We start from the raw sequence: 18,153 nt of genomic DNA, 5'->3' as shown, positions 1-18,153 counted from the left end.
GGGTGTTTCCGTTAGGGTTCTGGTGAGGACTGCAGTTCTCCTGTAAGGGTGCGGAGGTCAAAGATTTCGACGATGGCAGGAGAGTTGTCATGACGACACTGAATGAGCAGGACTTTCGCCGGGCCATGTCCCATTTCGCAACAGGTGTCGCTGTTGTGACGGCCAAAGGAAGCGAAGGAGAACAGGGGGCGACCATCAGCGCTCTGACGTCAGTTTCCCTTGACCCGCTGTTGCTCCTGATCTGCCTCCATCGTGGCAGTTCGACCTACAAAGCGATTGCCGAGGCTGGCCGTTTCGGGCTGAGTATCCTGAACAACAGCCACAAAGACGTGGCCATGCTCTTTGCCAGCCGCACCGCCGACAAGTTCGGTTCGGACGTCGTGGTGCGGTCGGAAGACGGAACGGCCTTCATTGATGGCGCATTGGTGCAGATGCATTGTGAGCTTGTCGAGACGTTTCAGGGGGGCACTCATGCGCTCTTTATGGCGCGTCCCACCAGCATCGAGGTTCGGGATGAGGCTCCGTTGCTGTATTTCCAAGGCCAGCTGGGGATCGAGACGTAATCGAGCGTCTCGTTCGATAGCTTCTGGGACGTATGATGGAAATTGTGGAAACGTTAGGGGTTTCCTTCCTTTTTGTTGTTGAGAATAATTATCATTAGTGTTATCTCACCGCTCGCCTTTTCGGAGATTGTGCGGTGCGGGTACGGTCGTGTCTTATTCCCTGTGCAACGATATTGCTTGGTGTGCCTTCAGGTCTGGCCTGTGCGCAGGAGGTTGAACAGGATCGTGCAAAGCATCCTCATGTTCAGGAAAACCATCAAAATTCTACCGTTCCACTTGAACAGACGGGTCCGTCTTCCATTGCAATCCGCGAAGAGCGCCTGAAGGTGCGGGCAGCCCATACGGGGTTGCTCGCAGGAAGTGGGGCAGCAGCGACGAAAACCTCTACGCCTTTGGAAGATGTTCCCCAGAACCTGACGGTTATTACGCAGGCTCGTATGGCTATGCTCAATTCGCGGAGTATTTCCGACGCCGTACGTTACGCAGCCGGGGTTTCTGACTATGGGTCCAAAGACGATCCACGAGGGTATTTCGGGACTATTCGTGGCTTTTCACCAGATATTTACCTGGATGGAACGCGTACGCCAGATGCTGCGTCTTCCCAGTCCTTCAGTATAGAGCCTTGGGGGCTTGAAGAGTTGGACGTGCTGCGCGGTGCGTCCTCGGCATTATATGGCTCAGGTCAGCTTGGCGGCATTATAAATGCCGTGAGCAAGCGACCGCGTGAAGATCAGCAGAGTCAGGTGGCGTTCCAGACGGGCTCTTATAGTCGTGTACAGGGCGCGGCAGACGTGGGTGGGGCGATAAATTCCGGAAAGACGCTTTTGTGGCGGTTTAACGGGCTTTTGCGCAAGTCGGATACATACGCAAAAAACATCAAGAACAATGAAGTGTATGTAGCGCCATCGCTGCGATGGCATCCGGATAACAAGACGGATTTCACAATTCTGGCAAGCTATGAACAGCTTGATGCAGGTTCAACAGCACAGTTTTTGCCCGCGAACGGTACGGTTTCTGCGAGCCGATATGGATATATTGCCCGTAGTTTTCTGAGCAGTGACGCAGATTATGATGTGTATTCAAAGCGCCAGGTTGCGATTGGTTATAGCGTCACCCGCAAGTTAACCCCCAACTGGACTGTTAGTCAGAATATGCGTTACGCGCATTTGGATCTGGATTATCGGTTCGTGACGTCTGTCGCTCTGTCTTCCGATCAGCGTACGCTGACCAGGCAGGCACTCCGACAATCTGCAAACTATAATAATGTAACACTTGATACGCGCTCAAATCTGAAATTTGGCACTGGTCCCATAAAGCATGAGGTACTGGCGGGTGTGGATTTCCGAAGTGATTTTCTGGCAAACCGGCGTGGGCAGAAAGCAGCTCCGTCTATAGATCTGTACACTCCTGTTTACCGTGCGATTAGCTGGCCAACTTATGGGACCAGGACCAATACCAATGAGACGGAAACCCAGACAGGAATTTATGTTCAGGAGCAGGCAGATTGGCATCACTTTTACCTGACGCTTTCCGGTCGTGAAGACTTTACGCAGAGTTTGACTGTAAACAATCTGACCGGTGGTGAAACACCACAGCAAAACAATGCTTTCACCGGGCGGGTCGGCCTGCTCTATAAATCCAGTATCGGGCTGGCGCCTTATGTGTCGTATGCGACGTCTTTTCAGCCTCAGGTTGGAACAACGCGTGAGAATACGGCATTCGTTCCCACACGCGGACGGCAGATTGAGGCTGGCTTGAAGTACAGGCCACCACACGGCGTGGGGGAGGACTTCATGCTGACGGCGGATTTCTTTAATCTTGTGGAAACCAATGTTTTGACGACAGACCCCGCGGATTCAACGTATGACATTCAGACGGGTGAGCAGAGAACGCGGGGCTTTGAAGCGGAAGGAATAGGGCGACTGCCATACAGGATCGACTTTATGGCGTCATTCACTTACCAGGACCCGAGGATTACCAAAACGACCGTCGAGGCGCAGAAAAACCAGCGTCCGGTTGCGATCCCGTCTCATATGGCTTCCCTGTTTCTAAAGCGTGACTTTCGTCTGAACAGAAACTGGGTAACGGGCGTGGGAGGCGGCGTTCGTTATACTGGTAACACGGCTGGAGCCCTTCCCGAGACTTTTACGGTCCCAAGCCAGCTTGTCTGGGATTTACAGGCTCATCTGGATTACCAGCGTTTTGGCGTCCAGTTTAACGGTACGAATATTGCAAACCGGCATTACGTCGCCGTTTGTACCCGCTCGGTTGCCTGTGCATGGGCGCCCGGACGGGCGGTTTTCGTCACTTTGTCTTATCGCTGGTAACGGGCTGGTCATGTTTGAGTTTGCTTCTGTTGTCCTGACGATTCTGGCGTCCGGGCTATTTTATTTTTCTGCGCCCTCTCAATGTCTGCTGCGCCGACCTCTTACGGTCATTCAGGGCCTACTGCCGGGAGGAGGGTGTCTCTTTCTGGCAGCCATGGTGATGGCTCAGGAACAGCATGTTCTGTCCGCCTGCCTGACTGTGAGTGCGCTTCTGATGCTGAGTAGCGCGCTGCTGCCATTTCTGATCGCTGTTTACAGAAGTCAGGGGCGCCTCCTGTGAAGACTGGCGTGCAACAGAAGCCTCTGGACGGCACGGGCTGGTTCGGAAAAGTTATGGCAGGGCTCGTGTTGGGGGCTGCATTGACCAGTGGGTTGCTAGGGGTCCTGGGTCTGCTCTTTCACGCTGATGCCCAGTTTAAAACCGTCACATCGCAGCTTCTGCGCTGGTTTCCGGGGCCAGTCTGGGGGCTTCTGGTGGCGTTTTCATTCCTGTTCCGCTCCCCTCGGCAGGCATGGCTTGTTCTGGCTCTGCTGAACGGAAGCATGTGGGCGCTGTTCTTTCTTTTGCAGGGCCTCATGGCATGAAGATACGCGGCGATATCATCCGGCTTTACCGGAACGTCCATAGCTGGGCGGGCATCACAGCGGGGCTGTTTCTGTTCATTGCGTTCTATGCCGGTGGCATGACGATGTTTGAACTGCCGCTGGAAAACTGGGCATCCCAAACATCAAAACTTCCTGCCCCCGTTCCTGTCCAGAGCCTGTCAGAGCTGGTGCAGAAGGCGCAGGCTTCTGACCCGTCCATGGCAACTGCTTACACGCTGGTGCTGCATCCCGACGCTGCCAGCCCCTCCAGTCTCATGTGGACGACGTCTTTTGAAAAGGAGTACGGTCCGGCACGGACCATTTATGCGGGACTTGCTCCGGATGGTAGCCTTGTCACCCGGGCGCGCACGCCTTCCCAGGCTATGTATTTTCTCAATATCCTCCATCAGCGTATTGGCCTGCCCCTGAACCGGGAATATGGACGGCTCGTCATGGGCATTGTGGCGCTTCTGTATGCAGTGGCCCTGGTGTCCGGCACGATTGTTCTGCTGCCGTCTCTGGTCCGTAATCTTTTCGCCCTGCGAATGACTGAGAGCCTGCGTCGGGTCTGGCTCGATTTTCACACGCTTCTTGGGGTTTGCTCGCTCCCGTTTCATATCGTGATGGCAGCTTCCGCTGCGGGGTTCGCGTTTCAGCAGCCGATTATGGCGCTGGAAAAAACTCTGTTCCTTCCCGTCGCAGTTCATCAGTCAGCGAAAGGTCGTGTCCACTCCGATCATGGCTCACAACTCCCGCTGGAGCCGATGGCTATTGTAGAGGCTTTTAACAGGCAGGCTCCGGATCTTGAGCCTAATGCACTAGTTTATTCCAGCCGGGGAGGAAAACCTTCCCTGAGAGTTATGGTGCAGAGTAAGGCACAGATCGTGCGTCGACCGGAGGGAGGATACGCAGATATGAATCCTTACACCGGTCGTCTGATCGCAACAGATTTTCTTCCCAACCATCAGACATCGGCATTCCAGGCCCTGACGTTGATTTACGCGCTGCATTTCGGGACTTACGGAGGGTGGCTGGTCCGCTGGACTTACGCTGTTCTGGGTTTTGGAGGTGCGTTTCTGTTTTATTCTGGAAACCAGCTCTGGCTTTCAGCGCGTCGACGGCGAGAGCGTTCTGAAGGTCTGACCGCAGACAGTTTCGGAACACGGTGTCTGTCAGTGCTGACAGCGGGCTGTATGATCGGGTGTGTCAGCGGAATTTCTGCCGTACTGGCCGCTATGCCTTTCCTTCCCGAAGGTGGCCATTACCAGACTGTGGAAGCGCTGTTTTATGCAGTGCTTATGGTCTGTCTGCTGGTCGCGATGTGGTTGGGCGGTACGCGCAGTATCGGGCCGCTACTGTGTCTTGCAGGTACTCTGACACTCCTGATCCCGATCACAGACATGGCGCGTTCCCTGACGTCTGGATCAGTGCTGCATCCGGGGTTGGAGAGTGTGACGCTGCTCTATGGGATTGCCCTGATGGTTCTTGCGCTTAAAAAGCGGCCGCGTCAGATCATGGGGGCCGCCCTTACGGCGTAAGAGCGCGTTCACGCCATGACTGTACGGCGATTCTGACAGCCTGATCGATTGGAAAAAGGCGAGCAGACGCGGCCCCGACATGGCCATGGCGCAGCATTGGGTGTCCGTCCAGTTTCGCGCCCAGAGCCGGGAAGCGGTCTACATCTGTGTGTGGCATTCGGAAACGGACCCATTTGCGTTCACCCTCCACCAGAATGGCCGTTGCGTCCTCGAAAGTCGGTCCTTGTGGATCGACCAGACGTTCTGCCAGATGAAGTGCCGTACAGGTTTCCCAGCCTGTCCCGATCATCAGAACGGATGCGCCAACCTGTTTCAGGGCAGCGAGAGGGGATATGACGCCAAATGGATCTTCAAGGGGCTGGCTGGAGAGGATTTCTGCTGCAAGGGGGCCGTGAGCGCTGAAAGAAACCTGCGGATGCAGGCTCCGGCGTGTGCCCGGCCAGGTGCGGAACATTTCTGCCACGGTCCCTACGCCGCGTGTGGGCGTGAGGCGCGGATCGAACGCTGGCATGCTTGCCCGGATGGTGTCCCACCAGGTCTGAGGGACTGATGGCTCGCACCATCCGGCAGGATCACTGAGTTCCGAGGACTGGGCCGGCATGACAATCGTGCCTTCCGGCCCTACAGCCTGAAACAGGGCTTCGATCACGGTTCTGGCCCCGCCGCACACCCAGCCGATCCGGCTCATGGTGGTATGGACCAGAACAGTCATGCCGGGCTCAAGGCCCAGCCGTCTGAAATCGACCGTAAGGCGTGCCTGAGTGACAGGACCGCCCGACCGGGCAATGGCAGCCGCTTCCGTCATGCCTCAGCCGCGGCCCCGGTAGCCCGGAACATCCTGCGATGGAATCCACACGCCTGCTGGTGGCTCGCCCGTTTGCCAGAACACGTCGATCGGGATGCCGCCACGTGGATACCAGTAGGCACCAATTCGCAGCCATTCCGGATCAAGCAGCTCGACCAGACGCTCTGCGATGGCGACTGAGCAGTCTTCGTGGAACGCACCATGATTGCGGAAGCTGGTGAGGTACAGCTTGAGGGATTTGCTTTCCACGATCCATTTGCTCGGGATGTAGTCAATCACGAGATGCGCGAAATCCGGCTGGCCTGTGACCGGGCAGAGAGACGTGAATTCCGGTGCCGTGAAACGGACAACATATTTGCGGCCCTGATGCGGGGAGGGGACGCGCTCCAGAACGGCTTCTTCAGGGCAGCTCGCAGCAGGCGTATTGCGGCCAAGCTGGCTCAGGGCATCGGTTCCCGGGGCAGAAGGCCCGGTTGGTGTTGTGTCGGACATGATGGAGTCTACTCGCGAAAAGACAGTGTTTTTTGATGATTTGGACCAGCTTCCGTCCATGCTCAAGTCGTGATTTATGCGAAAAGACTGCGACAGAGTTTGCATATTCGCGGGATTCGGTGCAGAAGACGGCGCAAATTCTTATCTTCGATGCACCGTCTGGAAGACCACATGGAAATCCGTAACATCGCCATCATCGCGCACGTCGATCATGGCAAAACCACGCTGGTTGATGCGCTCCTCAAGCAGTCCGGCTCTTTCCGCGAGAACCAGCACGTTGCTGATCGCGCGATGGACAGCAATGACCTCGAACGCGAGCGTGGCATCACCATTCTCGCCAAGTGCACGTCCGTTGTCTGGAAAGAGACGCGCATCAACATCATCGACACCCCGGGCCATGCTGACTTCGGTGGCGAAGTCGAGCGTATCCTGAGCATGGTGGATGGCGCGATCATCCTCGTTGACGCCGCTGAAGGCGCTCTGCCGCAGACGAAGTTCGTTCTGGGCAAGGCTCTGGCCCGCGGTATCCGTCCGATCGTGGTCGTGAACAAGATCGACCGTAGCGATGCGCGTCCGGACGAAGTGCACGAAGAAATCTTCGATCTGTTCGCCTCCCTCGGCGCTGACGAGCATCAGCTCGACTTCCCGATGCTGTATGCTTCCGGCCGTCAGGGCTGGGCAGATCTGGAACTGGACGGACCGAAGAAGGACCTGTCCCCACTGTTCGATCTGGTTCTGCGCCACGTTCCGACGCCAAACGTCGACAAGGATGCGCCTTTCGGCATGGTTGCCACCATTCTCGAGAGCGACAACTTCCTTGGCCGTATCCTGACGGGTCGTATCGACCAGGGTCGTGCAAAGGTGAACATGCCGGTTCGCGTGCTGCGTCCGGACGGAACGATTGTTGAAAGCGGTCGTCTGACGAAGCTGCTGTCCTTCCGTGGTCTGGACCGCGTGCCGGTTGATGAAGCCGAAGCCGGTGACATCGTGGCCGTGGCTGGTCTGTCCGAAGCGACGATTCCTGACACGATCGCTGATCCGTCCATCAGCGAGCCGCTGCCGTCCCGCCCGGTTGATCCGCCGACCCTTTCCATGACCTTCCGTATTAACGATGGTCCGCTGGGTGGCCGTGAAGGCAAGAAGGTGACGTCCCGTCAGATCCGTGACCGTCTCTTCAAGGAAACCGAAGGCAACGTGGCCATTAAGGTTACGGAAAGCCCGGAAAGCGAAGCCTTTGAAGTTGCCGGCCGTGGTGAACTTCAGCTTGGCGTTCTGATTGAAACGATGCGTCGTGAAGGCTTCGAGCTGACGATCGGTCGTCCGCGCGTTCTGTTCCGTGAAAACGAAGAGACCGGCGAGCGTGAAGAGCCGTTCGAAGAAGTTCTGGTCGACGTGGACGAGCCGTATTCCGGCGTTGTCGTCGAGAAGATGTCCCTGCGTAAGGGTGTGATGCAGGACATGCGTCCGTCCGGTGGTGGCAAGGTCCGTCTGACGTTCCTGATCCCGTCCCGTGGCCTGATCGGCTATCATGGCGAGTTCCTGACCGACACGCGCGGCACGGGCCTCATGAACCGTCTGTTCGATGGTTATCACCCATATGTCGGCACGATCGAAGGTCGCCGTAACGGCTCCCTGATCTCCGCTGAAGATGGCCAGACGACGCAGTACGCCCTGTTCTCCCTGCAGGACCGTGGCACGATGTTCGTGGACGCTGGCGAGAAGATTTACACAGGCATGATCCTGGGTGAGCATTCCCGCGAGAACGATCTGGACATCAATGCCGTCCGTGAAAAGAAGCTGACCAACATGCGTGCTTCCGGCAAGGATGAAGCCCTGCTTCTGACGCCGCCGCGCCGTATGAGCCTTGAGCAGGCCATCGCCTACATCGAAGACGATGAACTGGTTGAAGTGACGCCGTCCGCCATTCGTATCCGTAAGCGTTACCTGGATCCGAACGAGCGTAAGCGCGCCTCCAAGAGCCGCGAAGCCTGATCTTTCTTTTCAGGAAAAGCATGAAGAGCGCGCATCGGGTTTCCGGTGCGCGTTTTTTTTGTTCGAGAGTCGTAGGAAAGAAGTCAGGAAGTCCTGATCGAGACTTTGGCGGAATTGAGGCGTCTTTACGAAGACAAGCCGCTATTACCCTGAAATTTCAAAAAGTTAATGCACGACGAATACGTTGTCTGGTGCTAGTTTCGAAGCATGGCCACTTCGGTTTTTCTGACACGTGGTCCGTTTTTCAGTTTTCTGGAGCTTCGTTCTCAGATGCGCCTTTTCAACCGTTCCCTTATCGCTGCCGTTTCCGCTTTGGCCCTGACGGCTGCGCCGGCTTTCGCTGATCCTGCCGCTCCGGCAGAAACCACCACGGCCCCGACGGCTGCGGCTCCTGCTGCAACGCCAGCTGCTGCTCCTGCCGCCACGGATGCTGCAACGGCTACGGACACGACGAGCAAGAAGAAGCACCACCACAAGAAGAAGCATCACAAACACCACAAGAAGGCTGCTACTGAGACGTCTGCTCCGACGGACGCTGAAGCACCATCCAACTGATTTCGGGATGCTGAACGGTCGTCGTAAGGCTACCGTTGAAGGAAATGGGGTCCGCTTTCGAGCGGGCCCTTTTTTTTGTTGAGTGCATTTTGAGGTTGTGAAACGACGGAAAAGTCTTCTCCAAAGACCATCAGAGGTATTCAGAGCGACAGTTTCTTTTCCGGTAGTTTCTCAGATTTGTAATGCTCCTTTGATTTTAAAGGTACAGCCATTGTTCTGGTAGGTCATCCCTGATGAGATAAAGAATTTTGAGAAACTGCGGGTATGACAGTCATAAAATTAGACAGTCTCCTACAACATGAAATTTCTCTGAAAATTTGGAGTTTAAATCCGTATTGCGAAGGTAATATTTTATATTATAATATATATTATTAATAAAAATCGTATTTATTTTATAAGTTTGGGTTAATTTTCAAATTATACAATATAAAATCCCGATAAGATTTTGTATTTTGTGAATGGTATTCTGTAGGATTGTTTGAATTTCATCAATTCAAATTATTTCTAAAACTTGTTATAATTCAGAAAAATTATGTCATAAATAAACGTCCCCATGAGATTTCTGGAGTGTATCATGCGGAGACATAAGTATTATTTTCCTTTTATTTTTGGTGGGTTGATCGTTTTTAACCTTCAAAATGAAGCTTTTTCGCAATCTGCTCTTGCTGATGCGCATCTGTCTCATCGACCGGACAGAACTAAAGAGAAAAAAACGAAGACTACTCATTCGACACTCATCGGGCACTTGGCTAGCGAGTCAGGTCAGCGATTAGCCAATCACCCAGTTGCGAAAACGGATGAAAATTTCATCGTGACGGGGACGCATGCCAGCAACCGGCGTGCAAGAGACAGTACATCGCCGATTGACGTTATTTCCGCAGCTACCCTTCGTCGTACGGGGCAAATCAATCTGACAGATGCACTTGCGCGTACCAATCCCGCTGTTTCGATTCAGACGATGGGCTGGGATGCTGGCGGCCTTGTGTCATCAATACGCCTGCGTGGATTAAATCCAAACGATACACTTGTTCTCGTGGATGGAAAAAGACGTCATTACACAGGCGATGTTTACGAAGATGGTGGTGCGCAGTCAGGTTCGACACCAGTTGATCTGAACATGATTCCGTCAAACATGATCGATCATATCGAAATCCTTCGGGATGGTGCTGCCGCACAATATGGTTCTGATGCGGTAGCGGGCGTCGTCAATATTATCACTAAGAAAACTGGAAAAGGCCTGAACATCACCGGTCAGACCGGCGCTAATGCCTATAACGGAGATGGTTGGCAGTATCAGCTCGGAATCGATGGCGGCTTTCATTTCGGCGATGATGGTTATGTTCACATCAGTGGACAGGAATACCACACTGATCACATGGTCACGGGCGGTGTGGATGATCGTACGGGAAAATACGATAATCCAAGTGAAAGCACGCCTGAGGAAACACGGGAAAACCTAGGCATTACGTTCGGAAAGACCTTGAGGGAAGGTATTGCCGGCTATGGACTGATCACCTATGCGCATCGTCATGCTGAAGCCTTGGAACAATATCGTCTTCCGACTGTAGCTCCGGCACTCTACCCTTGGGGCTTTACTCCTACCGAAACGATCGAAGAAAATGATTATGCTGCAACTCTGGGTCTGAAAGGTGACAATTTTTTAGGGTTTGCCTGGGATGTCAGCACTGTTTATGGCGCGGATGAAGACAATATCGGTAACAAAAATACCGCCAATACCGGTTTGCTTTCTGCATCCGGTTTCACCCCGACCAGTATTCACATCAGTAGCTACCGAATGGCTCAGTGGACCAACAATGTTGATCTAAAGCGCAATTTCAAAATTGCCAATGCCATTCCTGTCACCTTCGCTTTCGGTGGAGAACACCGGTTGGAGAGCTATCACATTGAGCAGGGTGAACCCGCATCGTACCTTTATGGCGGCTCACAGGCGATTGTTGGACTGATGCCTGAAAATGCCGGATCATGGTCGCGTGATGTCTATGCGGCTTATGCAGATGCGGACTTTCACCCTCTCCCGCACTGGGATCTCGATTTTGCGGGCCGTTTTGAGCATTATACTGATGTCGGTAATACTGAAAACGGTAAGATCGCCACCCGTTATGACATCAGCAGACGTCTTGCCCTGAGAGCTACAATCAGCAACGGCTTCCGCGCGCCCACTTTGGCAGAAGAGCATTTCAGTTCGCTCAACGTCTCTGCAACAGGAGCGAGTGGGCAACTTGCCTCCAATTCTAATGCTGCCCATCTTCTGGGAGCCTCCAACCTGAAGCCTGAACGCTCGACAAATGTCAGTGGTGGCCTGGTGACGGAGCCATTTCCTGGCTTACACGTCACTGTAGATGTGTATCAGATCAATATCCGTGACCGCATCATCAACGGTGGCAATTACAATGGTCTCGCGGCAATCAACGCCATTGAGGCGACGGGTGCGACGCTTCCCGAAATTTCAAACCTGAATGGCGTAACCGCAAACTATTATTCGAATGGTGCCAGTACGCGAACTCAGGGGCTGGATTTGAATGCGGATTATCTTCTGCATCTGCACCGCTATGGTAATCTGAATTTGTCGCTTGGACTGGACCTAAACCGGACCCGGCTTCACCATCTATCCTATGATCTGAACCATAATCCGATTCTGAACGCTCAGGGAATCAGTTACCTGACCACGGCTTCTCCCCGTAGCAAGATAATTCTGGATGCGTTTTGGACGATCGGATCCTGGGACATCAATATCCGACAGACACGATATGGCGAGACGAAAGATAATCTGAGCTATGCAGACTCTGCACCAGAGGCTCTGCGATATTCAAATAAAGTCTTTTATGAATTCAAGAACACGCCAGCTTGGCTGACAGATTTGGAAGTTGGATACCGTCTTTCATCCCGGTGGCATGTGGCTGTTGGTGCGAACAACCTTTTTAACGTGCGTCCACGCAAGGTTCCTCTTGAGAACGCGTATCTCGGAACAGACAATTATGATCTGAATTCGTCAGGAATTCCCATGACAGGAGGATACTATTATGGGCGCATAAATTTTAATCTATGATTTGCATTTTTAATTAAAAATATATCAATTTACTTATTATTTACATTAATTGGCATCAGTAATCGAAGATGTGTTTTCTGGTGCCTGTCATGTTGACATAACCTGAAATGAACTGGATTTCCTATGGGAGACACACTGACACCTGAAATACGCGCCGAGGCTCTGGCGCGGGGTTACAGTCGTCGGCAATTCGGAAGGATTGCTGGTGTTCTGAGCATGAGCAGCGCCTTTGCCCGGTTTGTTTCCGCGGCCCATGCGTCAGGTCCTTCGGAGGCCGTTAGGATTTCTGAGCCGGTTCGGATTGGCGCAAATGAATGCTGGACCGGGCCGTTTCCCGAGACACAAGAAAGCGCGCTTGCAGCTTTTGCCCATGGTAATCGATACGAGCCCTCTAACTTGCGCGCGACGCTTATCGCTACGGTAGCGGAGCAAGAACGCATCCCTGTGGAGTACGTGAGGCCCTGGCAAGGGTCCATGGACCCGTTAATGCGAGCGATTGTGACATTCTGCGCTCCGCAACGTGGATTGGTTACGGTTGATCCGACGTTCGAGGCTGCATGGCGTACCGCTCAATGGCTGGGTGTCAGGCAATCTCGTGTGCCGCTTTTGCCGCATAACGATTATGCTACAGACGTGCGTGCGCTTCTGAAGGCTGATCCGAATGCGGGGCTCTATTATGTCTGTACCCCAAACAATCCGACCGGTACGATCACTCCACTGGAAGACATTGTCTGGCTGGCTGATAATAAGCCCAAGGATGCAGTTATTCTGGTAGATGAAGCGTATATTCATTTTTCAAGAGCCGAGAGCGCTATCTCTCTTGTCACGCATCGAAAAGACATTGTTGTCCTGCGGACTTTCTCCAAACTGTTTGGTATGGCGGGCTTGCGCCTTGGGTTGAGCTTTGCTCACCCTGACCTGCATCGTCGCATGCTGCGTTATGACGGGGAAGCAGCCAGCCAGCTCATCAATGTTGTTGCTTTGGCTACAGGAAACGCAAGCCTGCGCTTGCACACTCAGATCGAACAACGCCGTTCAGAGTTGATCGCGAACCGCGAATACACGCTCGGACAATTGAAGCGCAGAAACATTTATTATCTTCCCGGAAGCGAAGCGAACATGATTATGGTGGACTGGGGAAAAAATGCTGCCAGCCTTCAAAAAGCGATCGCAGGCCAAGGGGTGGAGATTGGACGAAGTTGGCCGATCTGGCCTAACCGTTCACGTGTCACAATTGGGTCGCGGCGGGATATGGAACGGTTTATTCAAGCTATTGATGTCGTTACTGGATAGGCTGCGATTGTTCCATAAGATCAACACTTTATCTAAAATGATCGTAGTCTATTGGTGGCGACGATTTCACCGCATCATGCCCGTAAATCCTGCTTGCGTATAAACAACAAGACGCGCCCAAGGTGGAGACCTCAATTTTTTGGTTTTGAGAAATTCCACTTTTCCTGTTCTGATGAGATGATGGATCAGGAGGCGGATGAGTTGCTTCGATGTTGAGATCTCTGTCCTTTCCAAGCAGGTTGGGCGGTCAATTTAAAGCGTTTTGGTTTGATCTGAAGAAAGCTAGAGGGCGAGAAGGCCTGTTGAGTGGACATTCTTCTTCGGCTTTTCAGAGCTATAACCTGTTGGCTCAGTAGATTGCATTTTAATATATGGAGTTGATCTGCTCGAAGGTTTGTGAGGTCTTGAATGACAGAACGGCTTCATAAATGTTTGCAATGAGCATGATGCAGTCCGTCTTTCTTGATGGCAAAATGATCTGTGGCCGTGGCTGCCAAAAGAGGGAGATACAGTGGACGCCACAGGGATCGTGAGGCGCTTAGCCCCTCACGCTGTCGCTCGGTCCGGCATATGAGCTGCCGCCCACTTATGCCCTGCTTGACGACCTGTGTCGTCTGTGACCGAGGGTATGCCTTTACAAATTTCGCGTATATCTCTGGAACTTGGGATCTTCTTACCATCCGGTTGAGGACGAATGATCCAGAAGTCGCTTGTTCCAAGTGGGCTTACAGACGCCGAAATCTGATCGAAAATCTGTGGGCGGGGCTCAAGAAATGGCGAGCTGTCGCAATCCGATACGAGAAGAGAGTCGCATAACCCTTCCTGTCGTCATTCTCATCGCCGCTAAAGCAGCATATATCAAGCCTTGAATTTAGATTGATACAGAGCAGTATTTTTTAGCGTTTTTATGTAAAAAACCGGAGCGGAATGTTTCTATTATTGTTTTTAATTCGCAACAAATAACCTTATAAAAACTAACATTCATCACGCTCAAAATCGGGCAGTGACGTTTTACTCAACAGCGTTTTTGGTTGTTTCATATTTTTAAATTATGACGAAAGGCCTCAAAATTGGCATTATGGGAAACACATTGTGAGGATTGACAAAATGGAGGGTTCGAAAAACTCTCTGTTTTTGATGCTTTCTATGTGATTCCCTTTCTTTGGTTTTGGTTGAGGGAATGCCGCTATGAAACAGCTTGGTTTCTTTGATGTTGAAGAGCGGCTTGCCCGTTTGAGCGGGCTTGGCGATCAGCTCGAAGCGTTCTCCCGGACAGTGGATTTTGAAGTGTTCCGCCCTGATCTGGAGCAGGCTTTGGCCTATTCAGACGGCAGTAAAGGCGGGCGTCCGCCGTTTGATCCGGTACTGATGTTCAAGATCCTGGTGATCCAGACGCTGAACAATTTGTCTGATGAACGGACGGAATATCTGATCAACGACCGCCTCTCTTTCATGCGCTTTTTAGGTCTGAGGCTGTCGGACCGTGTGCCTGATGCCAAAACGGTCTGGCTGTTCCGTGAACGCCTGACCCAGGCGGGGGCCATTGAAAGACTGTTTGACCGGTTTGACGCGACCCTGCGGAACGCGGGCTATCTGCCGATGTCGGGCCAGATCCTGGATGCAACATTGGTAGCCGCTCCAAAGCAGCGCAATACGAACGCTGAGAAAGCCGACCTCCGGGCAGGACGTACCCCCGAAGACTGGCAGGACAAGCCGGCAAAGCTGTCGCATAAGGATCGTCATGCACGATGGACACTGAAGTTCACGAAGGCGAAGCGTCAGGATGACGGGACGATCCCCACAACGGATCTGGCCATTCCGTTCTTTGGCTACAAGTCCCATGTCTCCATCGACAGGAAGTTCCGGTTCATCCGGAAATGGAAGACGACAGATGCCGCCGCCAGTGATGGTGCGCGATTGCGAGAAGGGCTGTTGGATAACACCAATACGGCCTCAAGCGTCTGGGCAGACACGGCGTATCGCTCCAAAGCCAATGAAGACTTCATGGAAAAGCAGGGATTTGTTTCGAAGGTTCACAGAAAAAAACCGCATCTCAAACCGATGCCCCGGCATATCCAGAGATCCAATGCAGGAAAGTCTGTGATCCGATCTCGTGTCGAGCATGTCTTTGCCGATCAGAAATCGCAGACGGGACTGTTCATCCGAACTGTCGGTATCACCCGGGCCACCATGAGGATCGGACTGGCCAATATTGTCTACAACATGCGCCGCTTTCTCTTCCTCGAACGATTGAGCGCGAGCGCGTAGTCATCCAGCGGGAAACAGCACTCGATCTGCTCAAAACGCAAACAGAAAACGCCCCAAAGAACCGTCAATCAAATCGCCAAAACCCAGAAATCACGGGCCAAGCACATCAATTGATGGTTCTTCGATCCCTCCACCTGAACGGATTGACGGACGGAAAGATGGACTGCCTGTGGCCACTTTTTCCAAGAACTGTAGCCGTCATATTCCGATACCAGTTCTGGGTCTGTCCGATCAGGAGATTCTCCTGACCGGGCAGACAAAGCTTTACAGATAACGGTCCAGAGACAGATCAAGAGACGGAATAGCAGTCTGGCGGCCAGAAATTTGGTCTGCCACGATCTGACCGGAGCCTGCAGCCATCGTCCAGCCGAGCGTGCCATGCCCCGTGTTGAGCCACAGGTTGTCGTAGCGCGGTGCTGGGCCGACGATGGGTGTGCCGTCGGGGGTGCAGGGACGCAGGCCTGTCCAGTAGCGTGCAGCAGAGAGGTCGCCGCCGCCATACATTTCGTTGAAGGACAGTTCCAGCGTTTCACGACGGTCCGGGCTAAGACGCAGGCTAAAGCCCGTCAGTTCAGCCGTGCCGCCAATGCGGATACGGTCCCCGAGGCGCGTGATGGCAACCTTGTAGGTTTCGTCATTGACCGTCGAAACCGGTGCACGGCTCTCGTCCGTAATCGGCATGGTGAGGGAGTAGCCCTTCACCGGATAGATCGGCAGACGCAACTCAAGCGGCTTCATCAGGCGAGGCGAGTAGCTTCCCAGTGCGAGAACATAAGCGTCCGCCTTAAGGCGACCTGCACTCGTGCGGATGCTCAGGATGGAATCGCTGGTGGCTTCAATGGCTTCGATGTTCGTGCCAAGGCGGAACTTCACGCCTTTCTGCTCGGCCATGGCGGCGAGGCGGCGTGTGAAGAGATGGGCATCACCCGTCTGGTCACCCGGAAGACGCAGGCCGCCGCGCAGGCGATGGCGGGCATGAGCCAGACCTGGCTCATGAGCGATGATTTCATCGACGTTCAGAAGCTGATGGTCGATGCCGCTTTCGGCCAGAAGACGCATGTCTTCGGCAGCATGTTCGACCTGTGCATCCGTCCGGAAAAGCTGGATCAGACCTTTCTGGTCGCCGTCATAGGTAATGCCGGTTTCGTCGCGCAGGGCGTCGATCTTGTCGCGGGCATATTCCGCGATCCGGAGCATACGGCTTTTGTTGATATCGTAGGCTTTTTCCGAACAGTTCGCGAGCAGTTCGCCCATGAAGCGGAACATGGCGGTATCAAAGCGTGGACGGATGATGAGCGGGCTGTGCTTGCTCATCATCCACTTTGCGACCTTGAACGGCAGACCCGGCATGGCCCATGGCGTTGAGTAGCCAGGAGACACCTGACCGGCATTGGCGAAGGATGTTTCGAGCCCTACGCCTGGTTGCCGGTCAATGACTTCAACCTCATGGCCTTCCTGAGCGAGGTACCAGGCCGTTGTGACGCCGATGACACCGGCGCCCATGACGATGATTTTCATGACAGTTCTGCTGCTTTCCGATTGGTAGAAAACCGTTTTTTCGATTTGGTACCGATCAGATCAGCACCAGCGGAAACGGTTGTCTACCCCCGGTTTTCAGCCCGGAACGCCCTTGCTGGTGGAATATTCGAAGTGCAGGGCTGTATCCGGATGAACTATGGCGTGGATGGCATGAACTGCCATTGCGCCTTCCGAAAATCCCTGAAGAATTAATTTAAGCTTGCCGGGATAGGTGGCCACGTCGCCGATGGCAAAAATACCGGGCGTGCTGCTTTCCAGCGTGGCTGGCGTGACAGGTACCGTGTTGCGGTGCGTATCCAGTCCCCACAGGGCGATCGGGCCGAGATCGGTGGACAGACCATAGAATGGCAGGAGCGTATCGGCTTCCAGATGGCGGGAGTCGCCAGCGAGTGTGGTGACTTCAACGGCGGAAAGCTGTCCGTCCGTGCCGTGCAGGGCATGAAGCTGGTAGGGAACGACCTTCTCGATGCGTCCGGCGGCAATCTGCTCTTCGATGCGGGAGAGCGTTTCCGGCGCGCCGCGGAAGCGGTCACGGCGGTGCAGAAGATAGATCTTCTCGGTCACTTCGGAGAGGGACAGGGCCCAGTCGAGCGCAGAATCGCCACCACCGGCGACCACGATTGTCTTGCCCGCGAAATCAGCACGCTTCTTGACGTAATACTGAACGGCACCCGTCCGCTCGTAAGCTTCCAGTCCATCCAGCGGCGGACGGTTCGGGCCGAACGCTCCTGCACCAGCCGCGATGATGACAGCCTTGGCTTTTACCGTGTCGCCACGCGCTGTTGTCAGCGTAAAGTCTCCACGATGGCCCGTCAGGGTTTCCACGCGGGAGCCGAGCAGACGCGGAACGTCGAACGGGGCAATCTGTTTGTCCAGAGCGTCAATCAGTGCGCCCCCTTCAATGGAAGGGTGAGCCGGAATGTCGTAGATCGGCTTTTCCGGATAGAGGGCCGCACACTGGCCGCCAATGCTGTCGAGAGCGTCAATCAGAACGCAGCTCAGTTTGAGCATTCCGCATTCAAACGCTGCGAAGAGGGCGGTCGGACCGGCGCCAACAATTGCGACGTCGGTGGAGAGGGTTTGAGGTGAAATCGTCATATCTGTTTCTTAGGCGTTTTGAGTTGAATGG

General features: G+C 53.8%; 14 protein-coding genes. 10 read left to right on the top strand and 4 right to left on the bottom strand.

What is annotated here, in order from left to right; genetic code table 11:
* Positions 1-89: 89 nt before the first annotated feature.
* The 5 genes from AC3B6F_RS04850 (at position 90) to AC3B6F_RS04830 (ending at position 5,013) form a co-directional block, all read left to right on the top strand.
* A complete protein-coding gene (locus AC3B6F_RS04850; RefSeq protein WP_211567787.1) occupies positions 90-563 on the top strand; it encodes a flavin reductase family protein in 474 nt (157 codons plus the stop codon).
* Between the two features lie 134 nt (positions 564-697).
* Complete coding sequence (locus AC3B6F_RS04845) at positions 698-2,890, top strand: TonB-dependent siderophore receptor (RefSeq protein WP_489823559.1); 2,193 nt, start codon at positions 698-700, stop codon at positions 2,888-2,890.
* Positions 2,891-2,900: 10 nt separating this feature from the next.
* Positions 2,901-3,170 carry a hypothetical protein gene (locus AC3B6F_RS04840; RefSeq protein WP_489823558.1) on the top strand — a complete coding sequence of 90 codons (270 nt, stop codon included), beginning with the start codon at positions 2,901-2,903 and terminating at the stop codon, positions 3,168-3,170.
* Positions 3,171-3,178: 8 nt separating this feature from the next.
* On the top strand, positions 3,179-3,475 hold the full coding sequence (locus AC3B6F_RS04835) for a hypothetical protein (protein ID WP_489823557.1): 297 nt from the start codon (positions 3,179-3,181) through the stop codon (positions 3,473-3,475).
* Positions 3,472-5,013 carry a PepSY-associated TM helix domain-containing protein gene (locus tag AC3B6F_RS04830; protein WP_489823556.1) on the top strand — a complete coding sequence of 514 codons (1,542 nt, stop codon included), beginning with the start codon at positions 3,472-3,474 and terminating at the stop codon, positions 5,011-5,013. The genes AC3B6F_RS04835 and AC3B6F_RS04830 overlap by 4 nt, the downstream gene beginning before the upstream one ends.
* On the opposite strand, the gene AC3B6F_RS04825 is transcribed toward AC3B6F_RS04830, so the two are convergent.
* Entirely contained in the window at positions 5,003-5,818 is an 816-nt protein-coding gene (locus AC3B6F_RS04825) for an AAC(3) family N-acetyltransferase (protein ID WP_489823555.1), read from the bottom strand. The genes AC3B6F_RS04830 and AC3B6F_RS04825 overlap by 11 nt on opposite strands.
* A gap of 3 nt (positions 5,819-5,821) precedes the next feature.
* On the bottom strand, positions 5,822-6,310 hold the full coding sequence (gene queF, locus AC3B6F_RS04820; protein ID WP_015072627.1) for a preQ(1) synthase: 489 nt from the start codon (positions 6,308-6,310) through the stop codon (positions 5,822-5,824).
* Between the two features lie 171 nt (positions 6,311-6,481).
* On the opposite strand from queF, the gene typA reads away from it, so the two are divergent.
* The 5 genes from typA (at position 6,482) to AC3B6F_RS04795 (ending at position 15,485) form a co-directional block, all read left to right on the top strand.
* Positions 6,482-8,302, top strand: coding sequence for a translational GTPase TypA (gene typA / locus AC3B6F_RS04815; protein ID WP_282860192.1), 1,821 nt, complete (start codon positions 6,482-6,484; stop codon positions 8,300-8,302).
* 270 nt (positions 8,303-8,572) lie between these two features.
* Positions 8,573-8,857 carry a hypothetical protein gene (locus AC3B6F_RS04810; RefSeq protein WP_489823554.1) on the top strand — a complete coding sequence of 95 codons (285 nt, stop codon included), beginning with the start codon at positions 8,573-8,575 and terminating at the stop codon, positions 8,855-8,857.
* Between the two features lie 616 nt (positions 8,858-9,473).
* Positions 9,474-11,924: a TonB-dependent receptor plug domain-containing protein gene (locus tag AC3B6F_RS04805; RefSeq protein WP_426067372.1), complete on the top strand. Its 2,451-nt coding sequence runs from the start codon at positions 9,474-9,476 to the stop codon at positions 11,922-11,924.
* Positions 11,925-12,047: 123 nt separating this feature from the next.
* Positions 12,048-13,217, top strand: coding sequence for an aminotransferase class I/II-fold pyridoxal phosphate-dependent enzyme (locus AC3B6F_RS04800; protein WP_489823553.1), 1,170 nt, complete (start codon positions 12,048-12,050; stop codon positions 13,215-13,217).
* Positions 13,218-14,405: 1,188 nt separating this feature from the next.
* A complete protein-coding gene (locus AC3B6F_RS04795; protein WP_489823012.1) occupies positions 14,406-15,485 on the top strand; it encodes an IS5 family transposase in 1,080 nt (359 codons plus the stop codon).
* A 264-nt stretch (positions 15,486-15,749) separates the two neighbouring features.
* On the opposite strand, the gene AC3B6F_RS04790 is transcribed toward AC3B6F_RS04795, so the two are convergent.
* A complete protein-coding gene (locus AC3B6F_RS04790; RefSeq protein WP_099180839.1) occupies positions 15,750-17,003 on the bottom strand; it encodes a D-amino acid dehydrogenase in 1,254 nt (417 codons plus the stop codon).
* 96 nt (positions 17,004-17,099) lie between these two features.
* Positions 17,100-18,122 (bottom strand): NAD(P)/FAD-dependent oxidoreductase, encoded by a 1,023-nt coding sequence (locus AC3B6F_RS04785; protein WP_489823552.1) that lies wholly within the window; start codon positions 18,120-18,122, stop codon positions 17,100-17,102.
* Positions 18,123-18,153: the final 31 nt, after the last annotated feature.

This window comes from Gluconobacter sp. ESL1110 (genome assembly GCF_058107395.1).
Note: the sequence above shows the minus strand (reverse complement) of the source record. Positions and strands in the feature narration are given on the sequence as shown.